A 20,987-nucleotide genomic window follows, 5' to 3' on the forward strand; every position below is an offset into this window, starting at 1 on the left:
CGCCGGCATCTTGTTTCGCTGGCTTTGCGCAATTCGGCGGAAAATAGGCCTGATCTGGACGAGTACGGCACAACTGACATCGCCGGGCAACTTACACTGATGTCAAATGAACGGCAAAGGTGCGGTGGGTGGTCTGCCGGCCTTGGTAGGTCTCTGATTAGACAAAGACATAACTGAATAAACAAAGACATGTAGGCAATCAAAAGGAACCGCGATGTCATCCGCGAGCACAGCAGTTCACATCCAGTATCGCTCCATGCTGGAAAGCGACTTCCCGGCAGCGCACGGCCTTTCCCAGGCGGTGCACTGGCGGCACCGGCCGGAAGACTGGCAGCTTCTGCACCACCTTGGTAGCGGCTTCGTGGCGGAGTGCGACGGCGACGTGATCGGTACCGCGTTGTGGTGGTCCCACGGCGACGACTATGCGTCGCTCGGCATGGTCATCGTCTCGCCGGAGGCCCAGGGGCGGGGCATCGGGGGCGAGCTGATGAATCGGCTGCTCGAGGCGATCGGCGAGCGCAACACCCTGCTCCACGCCACACCGGCCGGGCAGCCCCTCTACGAAAAGCTCGGTTTCGAGGTGTTCGGCCAGGTCCACCAGTACCAGGGCACGGTCGCTCCTCGCGTGCCCGTCGCACCGCCACAGGGCACGCGCCTGCGGGCCGCTGAAGCGGGTGATGGCGCCGCGCTGGCGGAGCTGGCCTCCCGCGCCGCCGGCATGGTGCGCACACGGGTCGTAAACGAGCTGCTGCGCACCGCTGAAGGCGTCGTCATCGAGGACGATAACAGTAATCCGGTCGGCTTCGGCATCCTGCGCAGCTTCGGACAAGGCGACATCATCGGTCCGGTGGTCGCTCCCGATGCGGAGCACGCCCGCGCACTGCTCAGCCACCTGGCTGCGAAGCGCACCGGCTCCTTCGTGCGTATCGACATGTCCGATGAGCACGGACTGGATTCCTTGCTGAGCGAGCTAGGGCTAGCGCACGTCGATACTCCGGTGGCCATGGTTTGGGGCGAGGCCCCACAGGCGGACCCCGGCATCCACCAGTTTGCCATCGCCAGCCAGGCGTTTTTCTGAGCCCGTTCCCCGGCATCTTGTTTCGCTGGCTTTGCGCAATTCGGCGAAAAATAGGCCTGATCTGGACGAGAACGGCACAACTGACACCGCCGGGCAATTTACACTGATGTCAAATGAACGGCAGAGATGCGGTGACATGTCAGAGCAAACTAACGAGACAGTGGAGGCGAGCGCGCCGGAGCTGGCACGGTTCACTTCCGCGCACCTGCAACAGGCGTTGGGGCTGTCGTCCGAGTTGGGTTGGCCCTATCGGCTGGAGGATTGGGCTTTCGCCCAGGGGCTGGGAGAGGGCTGGGTGCTCGAGCAGGCTGGCAGGCTGATCGGTACCGCCATGCGATGGCAGTACGGTCATGCCTTCGCCACGCTCGGCATGATCATCGTCGCGAACGAGGCCCAGGGGCGTGGATATGGTGCACGCCTATTCGACGCGCTTCTGGAAGACGCAGGGCCGCAGACCCTGCTGCTCAATTCCACACAGGAGGGGCTGGGGCTCTATAGTCGCCGCGGGTTCCTGCCCATTGGAGAGGTGCACCAGCATCAAGGTGTGCCTGTGCCGGGATTGCCCTCCCCGGAGTTGGGCTGGGTCCGGGCCGCCGAGGTCAGCGACCTGCCAATGATCGATGAGCTGGATAGCGAGACGGTCGGTATGCCGAGGGGCTGTCTCTTGCAGTGTCTGGCGCAGACAGGGCGGTTGAGCGTCATTGCCCGCAACGGTGTCGTGACGGGTTACGCCGCCTGCCGACGCTTCGGCCGCGGCCATGTGATCGGTCCTGTGGTTGCGGAAGATGCCACGCACGCACAGGTCCTCATAGAGGACGCCATCTCCAAACTGCCGGACACCTTTATACGGGTGGACATTCCGGCCAGCTCCGACCTCGGTTCATGGCTGGAAACAAGAGGCTTGAAGCGCGTTGATACGGTGACGGCCATGGTGCGGGGAACGCCACCGCAGCCCTCTGGGGACGCCCGGCTCTTCGCACTTTGCAGTCAATCATTAGGTTAGGAGCACTCCAAATGAACAGCGTTACGTCTCAGTCGCCTCTCGCCCAAGGGGCAGAACCCAGAGATTCGTTGGAGAACTTGCCTTCGTCAGCGTTCGTCGAGGCTGGACAATGATGGCGACCGACATGATCGACGACCTGTTGCCCGAGTTGGTCGCGCTGAGGCGCGACCTGCACACGCATCCGGAGCTGGCCTTCAAGGAAGAGCGCACTGCCGGCATCGTCGCGGCGGAGTTGCACCAGCTCGGGCTCGAGGTGCACGAAGGCATCGCGGGCACCGGTGTGGTCGGCACGCTGCGGCACGGCCAGGGCACACGCAGCATCGGTCTGCGCGCCGACATGGACGCATTGCCGATCACCGAACAGTCGCGTCTCGCCCATGCGAGCCGTAACGCCGGCGTGCATCACGGCTGCGGCCACGATGGGCACACCGCGATGCTGCTCGGCGCGGCGCGACACCTCGCGCGCACGCGTCGCTTCGATGGCACGGTGCACTTCATCTTCCAGCCCGCCGAGGAAGGGCACGGCGGTGCGCGCGTGATGGTCGAGCAGGGCCTGTTCGAGCGCTTTCCTTGCGATGCCGTGTATGCCCTGCACAACTGGCCGGACCTGCCGCTCGGCCACGCGCAGACGCGCGTTGGTCCGATAATGGCGGCGGCCGACCGCTTCGATATCGTGTTGCGTGGCCGCGGTGGCCATGCGGCGCAACCGCACCTCACGCCCGACGTGCTGCTGGCCGCAAGCCAGCTCGTCGGGCAGCTGAACACCATCGTCGCGCGGCGCATCGATCCGGCAGAGTCGGCGGTGTTGTCGGTCACGCACGTGAGCGGCGGGGCAAGCCACAACGTGCTGCCGGCCGAGGTGGCCTTGACCGGCACGGTCCGCAGCTTCGACCCTGCGGCGCAGGACCGTATCGAGGGCGCGCTGCGCGACGCCGTGGCAGGTATCGCCCTCGCGCACGGTGTCGAAGCCGATGTGAACTATCTCCGCTACTATCCGGCAACGGTGAACAGCGAGGCCGAAGCGCTGCTGGCGATCGAAGCGGCCGCATCCGTGGGGCTGCAGGCGAGCCTCGCGGCGCGGCCGGCGTTCACGTCGGAGGACTTCGCCTTCTTCCTGCGTGAGCGGCCGGGTGCTTACCTCTGGCTCGGGCAGGGGGGGGGGTGTGCGCTGCACCATCCCTGCTACGACTTCAACGACGAAGCGTTGCCGCTTGGCGTGCGCTGGTTCTGTACGGTTGCGGAACGCGCATTGGCGCCTGCCTCTTCCGAACCGACCTCAAAATGAACACTGCTACACCGTCCGCTGTGCACAGCGGTTAGACAGGCGGCCGATAGCCGCTCGGTGACGTCACAGCCTCGTTCGCAACTCCCGGCATCTTGTTTCGCCAGCTTTGCGCAATTCGGCGGGAAGTATGTCTGAGCCAAGGGAGAACGGCACAACTGGGATCGCCGGGAAACTTACACTGATATCAAATAACGGCAGCGATGCGGTGGCTGCTGAGACTGAGACCGGCGACAAAGCGAGGATCTTATGCAACTCAAGTCGTACTGGCTGGATACCGCCCCCGCATTCACCGGCGTCTCGAAGGAGCCGGTGGCGGGCAAGGCGGATGTGGTCGTCGTCGGGGGCGGGCTCACCGGCTCTTCGGCCGCGCTGGCCCTGGCGAAGAAGGGCGCGCGCGTCGTGCTTTGCGAGGCGGAGACCGTGGGCAGCGCCGCATCAGGCCGCAACGGCGGCATGTGCAACAACGGTTTCGCCCAGGACTACGCCGCCATGTCGGCGAAGCTGGGCGTGGAAACGGCCAACCGCCTCTATCGCGCCTTCGATGCGGGGGTGGACACGGTGGAGCGGCTGGTGCGGGAAGAGGGCATCGACTGCAGCTTCGCGCGCACGGGCAAACTCAAGCTGGCCGCGAAACCCGAGCACTACGACAAGCTGGCCCGCACCCAGGAGTTGCTCGCCGCCCAAGCGGATCCCGACACGCGCATGGTGTCTCGCGCGGACCTGCCGAGCGAGGTGGGCTCGCAGCGCTACTACGGCGGCATGATCTTCGAGAAGGGTGCCGGCATGCATGTCGGACGCTACGTGACGGGCCTGGCGGAGGCCGCGGCCCGTCGCGGCGCACAAATCCATCAGCACACGCCCGTCATGGGGCTGCGCGCCCTGCCCGGCGGGGGCCACGAGGTCACCACACCCCAAGGACGCATCACCGCGTCTCAGGTGCTGCTCGCCAGCGGTACTTCCCAGGTGGGCCCGCTGGGCTGGATCCGACGCCGTATCGTGCCGGTGGGGGCCTTCATTATCGTGACCGAGCCGCTGCCGGTCGAGGTGCTGGACCGGCTCCTGCCGACCCGGCGCATGACGGTGGACACCAAGAACCTGGTGAACTATTGCCGGGTGACCCCGGACAACCGCTTGCTTTATGGAGGGCGCGCCCGCTTCGCCGTCTCCAATCCGAAGTCGGATGCCGAGAGTGGCGCTATCCTGCGCAAATCCATGGTCGAGATGTTCCCGGAACTGGCCGACGTCCGGATCGACTATTGCTGGGGCGGCATGGTGGATATGACCCGCGATCGCCTGCCTCGGGCCGGTGAGCGCAACGGGATTTTCTATTCCATGGGTTACAGCGGCCACGGCACGCAGATGTCGACCTACATGGGGACGGTGATGGCCGAGGTGATGGACGGGCGCACCGAGCTTAATCCGTGGAAAGACTTCGACTGGCCGGCCATTCCCGGTCACTTCGGCCCCCCCTGGTTCTTGCCCATCGTGGGCGCCTATTTCCGTCTCAAGGATCGATTCCTATGATCTCACCCATCGCCCATCTCAGGAACGCGGACCGTCTCGATCGCATGTTCATCGACGGCGAGTGGACCTTACCCGAACTCTTGACCCGAACCGGTGTCATCGACCCCTCGACGGAGGAGTCCGTCGCCGAGATCGCCCTGGGCAGCAGCACGGATGTCGACACGGCGGTGGCCGCGGCGAAGCGCGCGTTCGCAGGCTGGGCCGCCACCTCGCCCGAGAGCCGGGCCCAGTTTCTGGATCGCATCCACGCCCTGATCCTCGAGCGCGCGGAACTGTTCGCCCATGCCCTCTCGCTGGAAATGGGTGCACCCATCGGCTACGCGCGCAGCACTCAGGTGAAGCTTGCGGCGGAGCACATCCGCGTGGCGCGGGACAATCTGGCCACCTATCCCTTCGTCACCCATCGCGGCACCACGGCCATCCGGCGCGAGCCGATTGGGGTATGCGGCCTGATCACTCCCTGGAACTGGCCGCTCTACCAGATCACCGCCAAGGTGGGCCCCGCCCTGGCGGCGGGGTGTACGGTGGTGCTCAAGCCCAGTGAGCTGTCACCCCTGAGTGCCCTGCTCTTCGCCGAGGTGGTGCAGGACGCCGGCCTTCCGGCGGGCGTCTTCAACCTCATCAACGGTGATGGTCCCGGGGTCGGCGCGGCCCTGTCGGCCCATCCCGACGTGGACATGATCTCGCTGACCGGCTCGACCCGGGCCGGTGTCCTGGTGAGCCAGGCGGCCGCCCCGACGGTGAAACGGGTGGCTCTGGAACTCGGGGGCAAGTCCCCCAACGTCATCCTGCCGGATGCGGACCTGAGCCGTGCCATCGCGCCCGGCGTGGCGGCCGCTTTCCGCAACCTCGGGCAGTCCTGCAGCGCGCCAACGCGCATGATCGTGCCCCGCCAGCACCTCCAGGAGGTGGAGCGTCTCGTGTGCGAGGCGGTATCCGGGATGGTCGTCGGCGATCCGTGCTCGGAGGCGACGACCCATGGCCCCCTGGCCAACCGCGCCCAGTTCGAGCGGGTGCGGGAGATGATCGACGTCGGAATCGCCGAAGGCGCACGGCTCGTGTGTGGCGGCCCTGGCCGACCCGAGGGTCTGACCCGGGGCTTCTACGTCCGTCCCACCGTCTTCTCCGAGGTGCGGTCCCGAATGAGGATCGCTCAGGAGGAAATTTTCGGGCCGGTCCTCTGTGTCATTCCCTATGACAGTGTCGATGAGGCCGTGGCGATCGCCAACGACACCATCTACGGCCTCGGCGCCCATGTCCAGAGCGGGGATCTCGAGACCGCACGGTCCGTGGCGGCGCGGATCCGCTCCGGTCAGGTCCACCTCAACTACCCGGCCTGGGACCCCAACGCGCCCTTCGGTGGGTACAAGCGTTCGGGAAACGGCCGCGAATACGGCATCGAGGGCATGGAAGAGTATCTGGAAACGAAAGCCGTCGTCGGCTTCCAGCAGGCCTGACGACCACGACAGCCCCGGCGCAATGCCATTCACCAACGACATCATTTTCACTTGCGATCAGGCACGGGAGCCATCATGACCACAGCCGTAATGCTACATCGCGCCGACGGCGCCCCCCTCACCACCGCATTCCGCAAGACGCCCTTCGGGGAGGCGGACCCCTTCGCGCCGCATCGTGAAATTGCCTGGGAGGGACCGGAGGCGATGGCCGCGGGCCGTGTCAGCTTCGCGGGAGAGCTCGAAGTTTCGAGCTTCCCGCACACCGAAACCATCGTGGTCGTCGAGGGCGAGCTGACGCTGACCGAAACCGGCGCGGAGCCGTTGGTCGTCGGTCCCGGCTGGGGGGTCGTGGTGGGTCGTGGAACCGACGTTCAGATCCGGGCCCAGGCCGGCACCCGCTTCGTGTTTTGCGCGGCCGCCGGGGATGCTTCACCGATGCCTGGCCTCACCTCGCTCCGTCCAGACGCCAACTTCAAACCATCCGCGACCCTGCCCGCCGAAGTCCTGCTTGGCCCGGCCCCGGAATGCCGCAGCGATAACGTCTTTACCGACGAGCAGACGCAGTGTCTCGCCGGCACGTGGGATTCCACCGGTTATCATCGGATCATTCGGCCTCAGGGCAAGAATGAGTTCATGTATCTGGTGGCGGGCAGTGTGAAGTTTGCCCTCCCCGAGGGCGGCGCGCTGACGGTGAACGCCGGCGAATCGCTCTTCGTGCCCAAGGGCGCCCCCATCGGATGGGAAAGCACCGAGCGCGTAGCCAAGTTCTACGTCGTCCAAGACGTCCAGGACTGAGACGAAACGCGCCGGAGAAGCATCGGCTTCTTCCGGCCCCCCTCCATTGCTACGCCAACTCGTTGGGATAACCCGCTTCCACCGGTTATTTCGAATCGACTGCCGCGACGGCGTCGATTTCCACCAGATAGCCGTAATGAAGTTCGGGAACGGGTACCACGGCGCGGGCTGGCTTGATGTCGCCGAGAGCGTCGGCATAGACCGAATTGAATTGTGGCCAATTCTCCACGCCGACAATATACGCGGTTACCTTCAAAAGGCGTTCCGGCGAACTGCCGGCAGCCCTTACCACCGCCAGCAGATTGTCCAGCGCCTGCCGTGCCTGATCCTGGAAAGAGACCTCGGGAGCATGGGTGCCGTCGGGACGAACCGGCAGTTGGCCCGACACATGGACCATCCCGCCACAGACCGTGGCCTGGACATAGTGGCCGGCCGGCGCGGGGGCCTGATCCGTCAGGACTGTTGCAATACTATCGCCCATCACCAGCCTCCAAATCGCGGCCATTCGGCCTCAATGACATCGGAACCGTCGCGAACCACCTGATAGCTGCCATGCTGGGCGCCGGTGGCACAGGCATGATTGGGCAGGATGCGGAGCCGGGTGCCGATCGGCAGATCGGGAAGGGTACCCGTTGAGCCGGGGCGCAGGGCGATAACGCCGTGCTCCTGGTTGGCATCCGCCACGATCAGGTCGTCATAGGGCTTGCCGTGCTCGTCGCAGACCAGGCCGTAACCCTGGTCGACCTCCTGTTTGGCGGTGCCGCGATCCCGGGACATGGCCATCCAGCCCGCATCGACGAGAATCCATCCCTTGTCCGGCTGGTGGCCGATAACCGTCGCCAGTACCGAGAGGGCGATATCATCGACCTTGCAGACGCCGATACCGGCCATGACCAGGTCAAAGAAGACGAAAACGCCGGCCCTGACTTCGGTGATCCCGCTGAGGTCCCGGCTGAAATGGGCCGTGGGCGTGGACCCGACACTGACCACCGGGCATGGCAACCCGGCTTCACGCAGGGCTTGTGCCGCCCTGACCGCGCCCGCGCGTTCCTCTTCGGCGCACTGCTCGAGCGCCGCCCGGCCCCGAGCGGAATAGCTGCCGCCGGCATGGGTGAGCACCCCGCGCAACTCAGCACCCCCCTCGTGGAGGGCGCGGCCGATCTCTACCAGTTTTTCGGTGTCGTCCGGCAGCACGCCCGAACGATGGCCGTCGCAATCGATTTCAATCAGCGCGGGAATGCGGGTGTTCGATTCGCGAGAAGCGTCGGCGACCAGGCGCGCCTGTTCGACACTGTCGAGAATGACGGCAAGGTCCACACCTGCGGCGCGCAAGGCCAGCACCCGGCCCAATTTGCCGGGCGCGATGCCGACGGCATAGGTGATGTCGCGCACACCGGCCGTAGCGAACTGCTCCGCCTCCTTCAACGTCGACACCGTTGCCGGACCCGCGTCGCTCATCATGACCCGCCTGGCCGCCTCCACCGATTTCGTTGTTTTCAGATGCGGCCGCAACCTGGGCCCTAGGGTGGCCAGGTGGGATTTCAGACGCTGGACGTTACGGTCCATGCGGTCCGCATCGAGGATCAGACACGGGGTTTCGATGGTTTGAAGCGTGGCTCTCGCCACGGCAGCCTGATTCACCATTGTATTGACTCTCCTGATTCTACATTTCGCTGCGTGACAGCCTGTTTAAGACGCAGCCCGGACGAAGCGTCGCCGGCGATAAACAGCAGTTGCCGGTTGCTATTAAATCGCGCCCACCTCCACCTTCGAGCCATCGATCAAGCGCGAGAGGTGATAGGGTTTGGGATCGACACAGGGGGTATCGTTGGCGACCAGGTCAGCCGCCAAATGGCCGATCCCCGGACCCAGGCCGAAGCCATGTCCGGAACAACCCGCCGCCAGGAAGAAGCCTGACATCCCATCCACGGCGGAGATCACCGGCACGGCATCGGGCGTGCAGTCCACATAGCCCCCCCAGGACTCGGCCACTTCGACGTTCGCCAGCGCCGGGAACCGCTTTCTGACCCGCTTCAGAATCTCGGCAATGGCCTCGGATCTGGGCGCGGGATCGAGCACACGAATGCGCTCCAACGCGGAGGGCTTATCCGAACCCCAGCCAGCCAATCCTTCCGGGCCGTGAATGAAAGACTGGCCGATGCCGAACTCCATGGCGCCCAACCGCTTGATGAACATGGGCAGGAAGGCCTTCCCATAGCGCAGGCCCTGGGGCGTGAGTTCAAGCCGTGCCTTGCCACTGATGGCCATCGTATAACTGCCATCGAGGCGGCGGGTGAGCGCGCAGTCCGGCGTGTAGAGTACATCCCCGATATTCGGCATCGGGCGCGTACGCAGCGCGGTCTGGCGCACGCTCGCCTGGGGGAAACGAAGCCCGTGCCGCCGAAGGAACGCCGATGCCCAGGCACCGGCGGCACACAGGACCGCCTGGGTGCGGATAACCCCTTTTTCGGTGATCACGCCCGTGACCGCGCCATTGGTAATATCGAGACCGTGGGCGGCGCAGTTCTGGTGGATGCTGGCGCCAAGCGCGCGCGCACCCTCGGCAATCCCCGGCGCCGCGATGGCGGGCTCCGCCTTGCCATCATCAACGGAGTGGACGCCGCCCAGCCATTGCCGCCCCACGGCCGGAATCGCGGAGGTCGCCTCTGCGGGGCTCAGTATCTTCGTATTGATATCGAACTGGTGCGCCGTCTCCAGCCAATTTTCCCATTCGGCGAGCTGCTTGGCATCATCGGTTGCGTACTTGAGGCCGCAGCGGCGAAACCCGAGATCGGTGCCAATCTCCGCCGTGAGTTCGCCCCATAGCCGCATCGCTGCACCGGAGAGCGGCAGTTCGCGGGCATCACGGTTCTGCTGTCGGCACCAGCCCCAGTTACGACTCGACTGTTCGCAGCCGACATAGCCCTTCTCGATCAGGGCGACTGACAGGCCCCGTCTGGCCAGGAAATAAGCTGCAGTGGCGCCGACGATGCCGCCACCAATGACAACGACGTCAGCAGAGGAAGGAAGACTCTCATCGCTTGGGATGTACTTTATCGATGGTGACACGGCAGGTGACCTTATGTGTTTTCAGGATTATCGAACGTCAGCCGAAGCCGAGGAGGACCCTCAATGCGATCTCTCCGATCACTGCCCGATCGCCTGTAGCAGCCCGCCCGATATTCGCTATACCGAAATCAGTATACGGTCCACGCTGTGGCATTAGTTGCTGCTTTCTTGGGGCTAACAAAGAGAAAATGTCAAAAGTGCGCGCGAAAATGGCAGGATTTCTATGACATCCAATGGGCTGTCGGAGGTCTGCGCCCGGTCCCAGGCGGGGGTATGAGGTCACCACACCGAAAGGACGCACGTCCAAGCCGTCTAGGACTGAGAAGAAACGCGCCAGAGAATCGCCTTCTTCCGGCTCGCTGAGAGGTTCTGTGAAAATGAGGGGGCCGAAGATGTCTTACCTTCGGCCCCCTCATTACTACACCAGCTCGTTGGGATAACCCGCTTCCTCGAGGACAGCAGCAATGGCTGCCGAATCGGCGGTGCCCTCGACCGTTACCTGTTGATTGTCGAGATCGATGCCTACGTTGGCGTCGGCATCCACTGTCTTGATCGCGGTCGTAACGGTTGAGGCGCAGTGGCCACAGGTCATTTTAGGTACCTTGAGCTTCAGCATGGTCATTCTCCTGGGTTGGGAATTCTCAGCGTAAAGCTTCCCACTATTGGAAGGTCAAGCGCTGAACAAAAAAGCTACCACCCCTTTAAGGCTTTGGGATGTCGCTGCAATGACTGTCATTGCTGCTGTCAGGATTGGCTGATCGAGCGGCAGTGGCGGGGATAAAACGACTTGCCGTCAAAGCACCTAGTATTGTAAAAAGTATTATGTAGACAATATGTCTCTCAAATGCACTGGTGATGCCGACCGTGTCATGGCGACGGCGCGATCAGCGCCTTCGGCCTACCCTCAAGGCTGCGCCGATACGCTGGGATAGCCGGCTGCCTCGATGGCGGTGGCCAAGGCCGCTGCCTCGGCGGTGCTCTCGATCGTCACTTGCTGCTTTTCGAGATCGATTTCCACTGTGGCGTCGGCATCTACGGACTTGATCGCGGTGGTAACGGCTGAGGTGCAATGGCCGCAGGTCATATCGGGAACGATGAGCTTCAACATGATCCATCTCCTTCAGGGCTTCAGGGGTAGAAAATCCCAGCGTAAAGCTTCCCATTATTGGAAGGTCAAGCACTGATCTCGCACTGGGGATGATTCAAGCATTCAGGGGGCGCGCCTGACAAACCCCTGACGTCAGTGCAAGGCACTCGGGACCCGGCAGTGGTTGAGTCGGTGCTAGGCCCTATAGTGGAAAAAGACATTCTTCATTGCCCAGGATACTCGCGAACTTGCAAGCTGGGGCGGCTGGGACGATAAGGGTGAGAGGGCAGGCAGGATATGGCTCAAGCAGCCAGTGGCCAACGAGCAGGGGTGAGGCAGGCGTACCCCCTATGGTTTGGAAGCGGGAGAGCAGGAGGTAACTGATGAATATCGGAGAAGCGGCAAAGGCATCCGGTATCTCTGGCAAGATGATCCGGTATTACGAAAGCGTCGGCCTCATTCCTGAAGTCAACCGGACAGAGGCAGGCTATAGAGTGTTCAGCGAAAAGGACATTCATATGCTGCGCTTCATCTCCCGTGCACGAAGCCTTGGATTCTCGGTGGAACAGATGTGTGATCTGCTGGCTCTCTGGCAGGATCGCCACCGCGCCAGCTCGGATGTGAAGGCCGTCGCGCAGGCCCATATCGAAGAATTGGACAACAAGATCGAGAAGCTGAAGGCGATGCGACAGACCCTGCAGTACTTGGCCAATCACTGCCATGGCGATCATCGCCCGGATTGCCCGATACTCGGCGATCTGGCCGGTGTGACTGACGAAATTTTGACTATCTAGAACAATGCTTTGCCGGGCCGTGGAGCGGCTCGTGGCTGAAGCGGCGACGATGTGGTAGACATTCAGCCCCCTTTCAGGATCGTCGGTTACAACAGGAACTCCCCCCTGATGGAATCACGAGGTAGAAGCATGCGTAAAACACTGTTGGCAATGGCCTTCGGAATGTTCTCCACCACCGCCATGGCCGCGGGTGAGCACGGTGGCCAGCACAAAGATCACAGCGATGCCCGGGCAGACCGGACCATCAGTTTCGAGGCCGGCGACATGTGGTTCGATCCCGAGACGCTGGATATCGCGCCGGGCGAGACGGTGGCATTCGAGATCACCAATACCGGCAACCTCGAGCACGAGTTCGTGATCGGTGATGCTCAGGCCCAGGAAGCACATCGTAAGATGATGCAGGAGATGGGGGCGGGTGGGCACGGCGGCCATAGTGGCCACGACATGACGGAAGGCGGGCATGGCGGCCAGATGCCCGCGGTGACCGTCGCGCCGGGAGAGACCACCACGCTGGTATGGACCGCACCCGAGAAGGTCGATAGCCTTGAGTTCGCCTGCAACATTCCTGGCCACTACGAGTCGGGCATGTCGGGAGTGATCGATATCCAGAGTTGATGACACATGAAGCTGTTGCTTCTCGAAGACGATGACCTGCTGGCCGAAAGCCTGGCAGAAACCCTTGAAGACGACGGCTACCGTGTCGACTCGGCCACGAGCATTCGCGTGGCCGAGTCGTTGATGGCAACCGAAGACTACGCTCTGGCCATCCTCGACCTCGGATTGCCCGATGGTTCGGGGCTCGATCTGCTGGCGCGCTGGCGTCAGCAGGGACGTGACTTGCCCATTCTCGCTCTCACGGCTCGAGATACCTGGGAGGATAAGGTCATCGGTCTACGGCGTGGCGCGGATGACTATCTGACCAAGCCGTTCCACGAAGCCGAGTTGCTGGCAAGGCTGCATGCGCTGCTCCGGCGACGCTCCGGCGTCGTGGCCCCTAGCCTGACTCTCCACGGCATCCATCTCGATGAGGACACGCAGCGCGTCAGCACCGACGGTGTGACCTGGCATACCCTTACGGCCACCGAGTTTCGGCTGCTGCGCTATCTGATGCATCATCCCGACCGGCTGCACTCCAAGTCGCAGCTCCTCGACCAGCTCTATTCGCTGCAGCAGGACGCCGCCGCACCGAACCTGGTGGAGGTCTATATCGGCCGCCTGCGGCGTCGGCTCGGCAAGGATGTCATCCAGACGCGACGTGGCCAGGGGTATATGTTTGTTTCGCATTGATCGGCGCAGCCTGCGTTTTCGCCTGCTCACCTGGCTGGGGGGCGTGGCCTTGATCGTCGTGGGAATCACCTGGTTATTGCACGGCATTCTGCTGCACGATCTCGCTCGCGATTTTCTCGGCGATCGCCTGCGGCAGGAGGCGGAGCACACACTACAGCAGCTCCGCCAGAATGGGTCATCGGTGCCATCCTCGCTCGATGCGACGAGCCAGGCCTCCGTGGTTTTCCATCACCTCTATATGCTGCGTCTGAATGGCGAGATCACCACCTCCAACCCGCATTGGCTGGATCGCCTGGCACCCCACCTTGAGGGAGAGACCGACACCCTCGTCCACGTCGAGTGGCAAGACCGACATCTATTGGTCTATCGCAAGGCGTTCTCCTTCGATGGTCGCTCGGGGGTGTTGCTGATTGGCGAAGACTTCGCCCAGGTGGAGGCCGGCCTGGCGACCCTCCATTGGTGGGTCGGGGGTATCGCCGGTTTGCTATTGATGCTGCTGATCGTACTCAACCTGATCGCCGTCAACGGAGGATTGCGGCCCCTGTCCCGGCTTCAACGCCAGCTTGATGAACTGCAGTCGGGGGGGCGGGAGCGGCTTCGGCTCGATGCCCCCTCCGAACTCGACAACCTGGTGGAGCAGCTCAATCGTTTCCTGGACGACCAGGACAAGCGGCTCAAGCGTTCGCGAGAATCCGTCGCCAATCTGTCGCATGCGCTGAAGACACCGCTGGCGGCCGTCACCCAGGTACTCAGGGGCTCACGCCCCATCGACGACGAACGCCGCTTCAAGATGCTGACTCGTCTGGAGGACATGCATTCGCAGCTTGACGCCGAGCTGCGGCGTTCGCGTATCGCGGGCCCTTATACCGGCCAGAGAACCGTGATCCGGCGCGAGGCCGAGCAGCTGATCGACATGTTTGGTGCCCTGTATCCCGACAAGCGCTTTCACCTGGAGGTGATACCGGCGGCGGAGGTCAGCGTGGGCATCGAGCGGCAGGATTTCACGGAGATGTTGGGCAACGTACTCGACAATGCCGGCAAGTGGGCCAAGCGCGAGGTGCACTGCCGCCTGGAGCTGGCGACCGTGTTGACTGTGACCGTCGAGGACGATGGCCCCGGCGTCCCCGCGGAAGACGTCGCCCGGCTGGGCCAGCGCGGGATCCGGCTCGATGAAGGCCGGCCTGGTCATGGGCTGGGTTTGTCGATTCTTCGTCAGTTGGTCGACCAGTACGCTGGCAGCCTGCGGTTCCACACGGCGGCCTCGGGGGGATTGCGAGTCGTGATCACCTTGCCCAAAGCCTGACCTTCTTGCCTCGTCCGTTCAGCCTTGTTTCAGCTTGATGGGTCACTATCGACTCCTGTTTCATCCCTGACAGGAGACACGCATGGCAAGCTCGAAAGCTGCTGCTTTCCCTCTATCGCGCCGCCAGATCCTCAAGGGCGGTGCCGCCCTGGGGTTGAGTGCCGCTGCTTTGGGCCTGCAGCCGGCCTGGGCCAATCCTTGGGGGCAGAGCACTGCCTATCCCAAGGGCATCGAGGAGGGGCCCGAGGTGGCCTTGGCCATCCGCCGGGAATCGCTGCCCATCGACGGCAGGGCTACCCGCCCGATCACTATCAATGGTACCAGCCCTGGCCCCCTGATCCGGCTCAAGGAAGGGCAGGATGCCGTCCTCAAGGTCACCAATCTGCTCGACGAGCCCACCTCCATTCACTGGCATGGCCTGATCCTGCCAGCGGGGATGGACGGCGTGCCGGGGATCAGCTTCGCCGGCATCGAACCGGGCGAGACCTTCGCCTACCGTTTCCCTGTCCGTCAGAACGGTACCTACTGGTATCACAGCCACTCGGGTATGCAAGAACAGCTCGGCCATGCCGGGCCGCTGATCATCGATGCGGCCGAGCGGGAACCCTTCCGCTATGATCGCGAGCATGTGCTGTTGCTCACCGACTGGACCTTCGAGGATCCGGCCACTGTGTTCCGTCACTTGAAGACCGGCGAGGGATACTACAACTTCCAGGAGCGCACCATCACCGACTTCCTGGCCGATGCGCGCGCGAATGGCTTCGCCGACACGGCCAGGATGCGTGCCATGTGGGCCCGGATGCGCATGAGTTCGCGGGATATCGCCGACGTCACCGGCAGCACCTATACCTATCTGCTCAACGGCCATGCTCCGGGAGAGAACTGGACGGCGCTGTTCAATCCCGGCGAGCGGGTTCGCCTGCGTGTGATCAATGGCTCTGCAATGTCCTACTTCGATGTACGTATTCCCGGGCTGAAGATGACCGTGGTGGCCGCCGATGGCCAGCCGGTGCAGCCCGTGCCCGTCGACGAGTTCCGGATCGGGGTCGCCGAAACCTACGATGTGATCGTCGCACCCGAAGCCGATACCGCCTACACCCTGTTCGCCGAGGCGATGGACCGCAGCGGCTACGCCCGCGGCACCCTGGCGCCACGCGAGGGCATGACCGCGGTCATCCCGGAGCGTAGACGGATTGCCGACCGTGGCATGGAAGCGATGGGCGCGCATGGCGGCATGGATCACGCCAGCATGCCCGGCATGGATCATTCCACCATGGCGGGTATGGACCACTCCACCATGGCGGACATGGACCACTCCACCATGGCGGGTATGGACCACTCCACCATGGCGGGTATGGACCACTCCACCATGCAGGGCATGGATCACTCCACCATGGCGGGCATGGATCACTCCAATATGGCGGACATGGGCGAAGCATCGTCTTCTGGAGCAGAAGCGGGAGCAATGCTTCCCGCCGGCGCTGCCCAGCCTGGCTCCCAATACGACCAGGCCGGTATCGGTATCGATCACGACGAGCGCCGCGTGCTGGTATATCGAGACCTCAAGGCCTTCACGCCGTGGCCTGACCGGCGTCAGCCCGAGCGCGAACTGGAGCTCCACCTGACCGGCAATATGGAACGCTACATGTGGTCCTTCGACGGCAAGAAGTTCAGCGAAGTCACCGGCCCCATCCATTTTCACAAGGACGAACGCCTGCGCCTGATCCTGATCAACGACACCATGATGGAGCACCCCATCCACCTGCACGGCATGTGGATGGAGCTGGAAAACGGGGCCGGGGAGCTGATTCCCCGCAAGCACACCTTGAACATCAAGCCGGGCGAGCGCGTATCCGCCCTGATCACCGCCGATGCCGAGGGTAGCTGGGCGTTCCACTGCCACCTTCTCTACCACATGGATGCCGGCATGTTCCGGGTCGTCAAGGTCTCGTAAGGAGTCTGTATGAAAACCAGGACTGCATTGCCCGTTATCAGCGCCGCCCTTGCCATGCTGACGATAACGAGCGTTCACGCCGAGGATGGCTATGATGCCCCGGCCGACTGGCCCGCACCGATGATGGAGCACAACACGGGCGCGGTGCTCGTCGACCGCCTCGAGTATGCCGTTCCCGACGAGGGAGACGATGCCTGGGTCTGGGACTTCCAGGCCTGGTATGGGGGCGACGTCAATCGCGTCTACCTCAAGGGCGAGGGCGAGAATGGCCAGGGCGATGGCGAGGATGCCGAATTCGAATCCCTCGACCTGCTCTACAGCCGCTTGATCGACGACTTCTGGGAGCTCCAGGGGGGGATCGGTTATCAAGGCGGCATCGCCTCGGACGATCATCCCGAGCGCTATTTCGGCGTGATCGGCCTGCAGGGCTTGGCCCCTTACCGTATCGAAACCGATCTCGCCCTCAGGGTCAGCGACGAGGGTGATGTTTCGGCGAGCCTCGAAGCCGAGCATGACGTACGCCTGACACAGCGGCTCTTTCTGCAGCCACGCACCGAGATTGTCGTGGCGGGCAGCGAGGTCGAAGCATTCGGCGTGGGAGAAGGCCTCAACTCGGTACGCGCCGGCCTGCGGCTGCGTTACGAGATCAGCCGCAAGTTCGCCCCTTACATCGGTGCATACTGGGAAAAGCGTTACGGCGATACCGCCGACCTGGCTCGCGTCCATGGCGACCCCACGGAAGACACGGGGGTCGTGGCCGGTGTCAGGCTGATGTTTTAGCTGTGACGTCTTCGGTGCGGTGGTCAAGGTGGCCTGACGCAAGCGCGGCTTACAGCCTCACCAGCGTCTTGCCGCGGTTGGTGCCCTCGAACAGCTTCAGGAAGGCATCCGGTGTGCGTTCCAGGCCGTCTTCGATGGTCTCCTCGTAGTCGATCTCGCCGTTGGCGACCCGCGGGCCGACTTCCTCCAGGAAGCGTGGATACTGCGACCAATGGTCCAGGACGATGAATCCTTGCATGCGCACCCGTTGGATCAGGATCACGTCCAGGTTGCTCGGGCCCGCACTCGGGACGTCATCATTGTAGCGGGCGATCAGCCCGCATACCGCGATTCGCGCACCGAGGCGCAGGTTGTCCAGTGCCGCTTCCAGGCACACGCCACCCACGTTCTCGTAGTAGACATCGAAGCCCTCGGGGCAGGCCGCCTTGAGGTCGGCACTCAATTGGCCGGCGTCCTTGCCACGGTAGCTGACTGCCTTGATAGCGTGGGCTTCCAGCCAGTCGAGCTTCTCTTGTGAGCCGGCGATGCCGACCACGGTACCCCCCCTGGCCTTGGCCAATTGCACCGCCAGCGAGCCCACCGCACCGCTGGCGGCACTGACCAGCACGTTGTCGCCGTCGCGCATCTCGGCAACCAGGTGGAGTCCGGTCCAGGCGGTCATGCCCGGCATGCCGAGCACGCCCAGGTATGCCTGCTCCGGTACCTCGAGCGTGGGGAGCGCTTCCAGGGTATCGCCCTTTACTTGGGCGATATCGCGCCATCCGGCCATGTGGCGTACCTTGGCCCCCATCGGGAAGCGCGCATCACGCGACTCGATGACCTGGCCTACGGCCCCGCCCTCGAGAGGCGTGTTGAGTTCGAAAGGCTCGACATAGGTCTTGACCCCGCTCATGCGGCCGCGCATGTAGGGGTCGACCGACAGCCAGGTGTTGCGAATCCGTACCTCGCCGTCTTCCAGTGCAGGCAGCTCGGTCTCGTGAAGCTCGAACAGCTCGCGCTGCGGGGTGCCTTGCGGATAATCGCCGATGGTGAAATAGCGTGACTGCATGCTCGTATTCCTTCTCCGTGGTTGGCAATTCGTCCAGGTTGGATCGCAGCGTTGGACGCCGCGAACCTGGCGTCGTTCAATGGCACCCGGAGCAAGGAAGGTTCACGGCAGCCACCCGCTGTAAGCCGGAAGCACTTGACACGCAAACATAAAAGCGCCCCAAGCGTCCTTGCCCAGGGCGGTTCTCGACACATGTCAGCCTAACAATACCCTTGGAGTCGGCCGGCGATACCTCGCCGGCGACTGATGCAGTTAGCGGCTGACAATTTCACCGTAGTGGACACATACCCTTATGTGGGTATTGGATGGTTAAGAATAGTTGGCTTCTGTATCCCGGCTGCTGGGTAGAAGAAAAGGCTACACTCTTGGCAATTGGTGTCTCGTGAAAATGGCAGGGAGATGAAAGTCAATTTGATAGGAGTCGACTGTGCCACAGCACCCAACAATGTCGGACTGGCACTTGGCTCTTACTCCGATGGCCGTACTGTTGTTGAAGCCGCATGCCTGGGGACGCCCACAGCATTGCCTGAGGACATCGTCACCGAATGGGTGCGCCGTGATCAGGACAACCCCACTCTGATTGCCCTGGATGCCCCACTTGGGTGGCCTGCTCCATTGGCTGATGCGTTGCAATGTCATCGCGCCGGTCAAAACATCAGCACGCCTGCCCACGATCTGTTTCGTCGGCGGACCGATCGGAAGGTTCGAGAAACGATTGGCAAGCAGTCTCTTGACGTGGGAGCGGATCGTATAGCGCGAACCGCGTATGCGGCACTGAAGCTCCTTGAGAATCTTCGGCAACGGCTGAACGAGACAATTCCTCTGGCATGGGACCGCGATATCAGTGGCCTGAAAGCCATCGAGGTATATCCTGCGGCAACGCTTGCGGCTCATGGAATCGATGCTACGGGATACAGAGCAAAAAACGGACGAAGTGAGCGGGAGCGCGTCATTGCCAAGGTCAGCTTGATAATGGATATTGATACGGACATTCCCGCGCTCGACACAAGATCTGACGGCCTCGATGCGGTCATTTGTCTGCTTGCCCTGCATGACTTCCTGTCGCACTCCGTCCTTCTGCCGCCAGAGGAAGCGCTTGTAGAGCGAGAAGGGTGGATATGGGTTCGCGATCCTTTTGCTGATTGAACCATGGCCGGGGCTCATCACCCTGGCGGGACACTCGCCATGGAAGCTTTCCATGACCGGCTCTTGTCCGTGATACACGATGAATTTTCGGAATTGTCGCAGAAATCCTGAGTTGCGCGACAAACTATTGGCCGCTAAAGATCTGCATGTAATGGGCCACAAAGATTGTCTCGCCAGTGTTGGGGTGTCGCGACCGGTTCTCGTGGCAGTGGCGGGGCCTCATCGCACAGGGCAGACCCGCACGCAGAGACAGGAGTCACACATGTTCGATCTCATCGGCGACGTCCATGGCTACGCCATGCCACTCACACACTTGCTCGACAGGCTCGGTTATCGCGAACGTCAAGGCGTGTGGTCACACCCCGAGCGCCGGGTGATCTTTTTAGGCGATTTCATCGATCGTGGCCCCGAGCAGGAGGAAACCGTACGCATCGCACGGGCCATGGTCGAGAGTGGCCAGGCCTTGGCGGTCATGGGCAACCATGAGTTCAATGCGGTGGCCTGGGCCAGCGAAGATCCCGATACTCCTGGCGAGCACCTGCGCCGCCACAGCGACAGGAACCGCCGTCAGCATCAGGCCTATCTGGATCAGGTGGGGGAGGGAAGCCCGTTGCATCGTGACCACATCGACTGGTTCAAGACCCTGCCGCTGTATCTCGACCTGGAGGGCTTGCGGGTGGTGCATGCCTGCTGGCACCGGCCATCCCTCGACATGCTGGTCGACTATCTCGATGATCAGCAGCGAATCCTGCCCGATGCCTGGCCGGCCCTCACTCGCGAGGGAACGCCACCCTACGACGCGCTGGAAACCTTGCTCAAGGGCCTGGAGATCCCACTACCCACCGGTATCGAGTTCTACGACAAGGACGGCAACTCCCGTGGGCACATCCGCACCCGCTGGTGGGAACTGGAAGGCATCACCTATCGTGACCTGGCGATGGTGCCGCCAGAGGCCATTGAGGAGATCCCCCACGAGCCGATCCCCGAGGATGTGCTACCCGGTTACGAGGGAGACAAGCCGTTGTTCGTCGGTCATTACTGGCTCACCGGTATCCCCGAACCCCTCACGCCGCATATCGCCTGCCTGGATTACAGCATTGCCGCCGGCCATACCCATGGCGGCGGCAATGGCAGGCTGTGTGCCTACCGCTGGGACGGTGAAACCGAGCTGGCTGCCGAGAAGTTCGTGTGGGTCGAGTGAATCAACCATCTAGGAACCGGAGTGGTTGCATTCAGCAGGGCTCACAGCCTCACGCTACACTAGGAAGGTGTCGATTCGACAAGGGCGGCGTCGCCCAATAAATTGCTGCAGCCGACACCGAAAAGCGGCCGGCTGAGTGTCTGCGTTCGGCGGGAATGGTTCGCCGAGCGTATCCC

General features: G+C 62.9%; 20 protein-coding genes. 14 read left to right on the top strand and 6 right to left on the bottom strand.

Annotated elements, in window-relative coordinates; genetic code table 11:
• The first annotated feature begins 214 nt into the window (after positions 1 to 214).
• The 6 genes from ACFOEV_RS01620 to ACFOEV_RS01645 all read left to right on the top strand — a co-directional run bounded on the left by ACFOEV_RS01620 (position 215) and on the right by ACFOEV_RS01645 (position 7,142).
• A complete protein-coding gene (locus ACFOEV_RS01620) occupies positions 215 to 1,078 on the top strand; it encodes a GNAT family N-acetyltransferase (RefSeq protein WP_386770931.1) in 864 nt (287 codons plus the stop codon).
• Positions 1,079 to 1,214: 136 nt separating this feature from the next.
• Positions 1,215 to 2,081, top strand: coding sequence for a GNAT family N-acetyltransferase (locus tag ACFOEV_RS01625; protein ID WP_386770933.1), 867 nt, complete (start codon positions 1,215 to 1,217; stop codon positions 2,079 to 2,081).
• Between the two features lie 109 nt (positions 2,082 to 2,190).
• On the top strand, positions 2,191 to 3,366 hold the full coding sequence (locus ACFOEV_RS01630; RefSeq protein ID WP_386770935.1) for a M20 aminoacylase family protein: 1,176 nt from the start codon (positions 2,191 to 2,193) through the stop codon (positions 3,364 to 3,366).
• A gap of 246 nt (positions 3,367 to 3,612) precedes the next feature.
• Positions 3,613 to 4,890, top strand: coding sequence for an NAD(P)/FAD-dependent oxidoreductase (locus ACFOEV_RS01635; protein ID WP_386770937.1), 1,278 nt, complete (start codon positions 3,613 to 3,615; stop codon positions 4,888 to 4,890).
• Positions 4,788 to 6,347: an aldehyde dehydrogenase family protein gene (locus tag ACFOEV_RS01640; RefSeq protein ID WP_386770939.1), complete on the top strand. Its 1,560-nt coding sequence runs from the start codon at positions 4,788 to 4,790 to the stop codon at positions 6,345 to 6,347. The genes ACFOEV_RS01635 and ACFOEV_RS01640 overlap by 103 nt, the downstream gene beginning before the upstream one ends.
• 75 nt (positions 6,348 to 6,422) lie before the next feature.
• On the top strand, positions 6,423 to 7,142 hold the full coding sequence (locus ACFOEV_RS01645) for a cupin domain-containing protein (protein ID WP_386770941.1): 720 nt from the start codon (positions 6,423 to 6,425) through the stop codon (positions 7,140 to 7,142).
• Between the two features lie 85 nt (positions 7,143 to 7,227).
• On the opposite strand, the gene ACFOEV_RS01650 is transcribed toward ACFOEV_RS01645, so the two are convergent.
• The 5 genes from ACFOEV_RS01650 to ACFOEV_RS01670 form a co-directional block, all read right to left on the bottom strand.
• Positions 7,228 to 7,623 carry a RidA family protein gene (locus ACFOEV_RS01650; RefSeq protein WP_386770943.1) on the bottom strand — a complete coding sequence of 132 codons (396 nt, stop codon included), beginning with the start codon at positions 7,621 to 7,623 and terminating at the stop codon, positions 7,228 to 7,230.
• Positions 7,623 to 8,786, bottom strand: a complete 1,164-nt coding sequence (locus ACFOEV_RS01655) for a DSD1 family PLP-dependent enzyme (RefSeq protein ID WP_386770945.1) — start codon at positions 8,784 to 8,786, stop codon at positions 7,623 to 7,625. The genes ACFOEV_RS01650 and ACFOEV_RS01655 overlap by 1 nt, the downstream gene beginning before the upstream one ends.
• Positions 8,787 to 8,888: 102 nt before the next feature.
• Positions 8,889 to 10,211, bottom strand: coding sequence for an NAD(P)/FAD-dependent oxidoreductase (locus tag ACFOEV_RS01660; RefSeq protein WP_386770947.1), 1,323 nt, complete (start codon positions 10,209 to 10,211; stop codon positions 8,889 to 8,891).
• Positions 10,212 to 10,629: 418 nt separating this feature from the next.
• On the bottom strand, positions 10,630 to 10,827 hold the full coding sequence (locus ACFOEV_RS01665) for a heavy-metal-associated domain-containing protein (RefSeq protein ID WP_386770949.1): 198 nt from the start codon (positions 10,825 to 10,827) through the stop codon (positions 10,630 to 10,632).
• Between the two features lie 288 nt (positions 10,828 to 11,115).
• Positions 11,116 to 11,319: a heavy-metal-associated domain-containing protein gene (locus ACFOEV_RS01670; RefSeq protein ID WP_386770951.1), complete on the bottom strand. Its 204-nt coding sequence runs from the start codon at positions 11,317 to 11,319 to the stop codon at positions 11,116 to 11,118.
• Between the two features lie 362 nt (positions 11,320 to 11,681).
• Here ACFOEV_RS01670 and cueR point away from each other — a divergent pair, with 362 nt between their 5' ends.
• From cueR to ACFOEV_RS01700, 6 genes are all read left to right on the top strand, one after another.
• Positions 11,682 to 12,092, top strand: a complete 411-nt coding sequence (cueR, locus tag ACFOEV_RS01675) for a Cu(I)-responsive transcriptional regulator (RefSeq protein WP_386770953.1) — start codon at positions 11,682 to 11,684, stop codon at positions 12,090 to 12,092.
• 129 nt (positions 12,093 to 12,221) lie between these two features.
• A complete protein-coding gene (locus ACFOEV_RS01680; RefSeq protein WP_386770955.1) occupies positions 12,222 to 12,707 on the top strand; it encodes a cupredoxin domain-containing protein in 486 nt (161 codons plus the stop codon).
• A 6-nt stretch (positions 12,708 to 12,713) separates the two neighbouring features.
• Positions 12,714 to 13,379 carry a response regulator transcription factor gene (locus ACFOEV_RS01685; RefSeq protein WP_386770957.1) on the top strand — a complete coding sequence of 222 codons (666 nt, stop codon included), beginning with the start codon at positions 12,714 to 12,716 and terminating at the stop codon, positions 13,377 to 13,379.
• Entirely contained in the window at positions 13,366 to 14,682 is a 1,317-nt protein-coding gene (locus tag ACFOEV_RS01690) for an ATP-binding protein (RefSeq protein ID WP_386770959.1), read from the top strand. The genes ACFOEV_RS01685 and ACFOEV_RS01690 overlap by 14 nt, the downstream gene beginning before the upstream one ends.
• Positions 14,683 to 14,764: 82 nt before the next feature.
• Positions 14,765 to 16,636 (top strand): copper resistance system multicopper oxidase, encoded by a 1,872-nt coding sequence (locus tag ACFOEV_RS01695; RefSeq protein WP_386770961.1) that lies wholly within the window; start codon positions 14,765 to 14,767, stop codon positions 16,634 to 16,636.
• Positions 16,637 to 16,645: 9 nt separating this feature from the next.
• On the top strand, positions 16,646 to 17,416 hold the full coding sequence (locus ACFOEV_RS01700) for a copper resistance protein B (RefSeq protein ID WP_386770963.1): 771 nt from the start codon (positions 16,646 to 16,648) through the stop codon (positions 17,414 to 17,416).
• A gap of 49 nt (positions 17,417 to 17,465) precedes the next feature.
• Here the strand turns inward: ACFOEV_RS01700 and ACFOEV_RS01705 are convergent, their stop codons facing one another.
• Positions 17,466 to 18,464, bottom strand: a complete 999-nt coding sequence (locus ACFOEV_RS01705; protein WP_386770965.1) for an NADP-dependent oxidoreductase — start codon at positions 18,462 to 18,464, stop codon at positions 17,466 to 17,468.
• A gap of 399 nt (positions 18,465 to 18,863) precedes the next feature.
• On the opposite strand from ACFOEV_RS01705, the gene ACFOEV_RS01710 reads away from it, so the two are divergent.
• Entirely contained in the window at positions 18,864 to 19,610 is a 747-nt protein-coding gene (locus ACFOEV_RS01710) for a DUF429 domain-containing protein (RefSeq protein WP_386770967.1), read from the top strand.
• Positions 19,611 to 19,872: 262 nt separating this feature from the next.
• Entirely contained in the window at positions 19,873 to 20,811 is a 939-nt protein-coding gene (locus tag ACFOEV_RS01715; protein ID WP_386770969.1) for a metallophosphoesterase, read from the top strand.
• Positions 20,812 to 20,987 lie beyond the last annotated feature (176 nt).

Origin of the sequence: Litchfieldella rifensis, assembly GCF_042646605.1 — a bacterium.
GTDB classification, from domain to species: Bacteria; Pseudomonadota; Gammaproteobacteria; order Pseudomonadales; family Halomonadaceae; genus Litchfieldella; species Litchfieldella rifensis.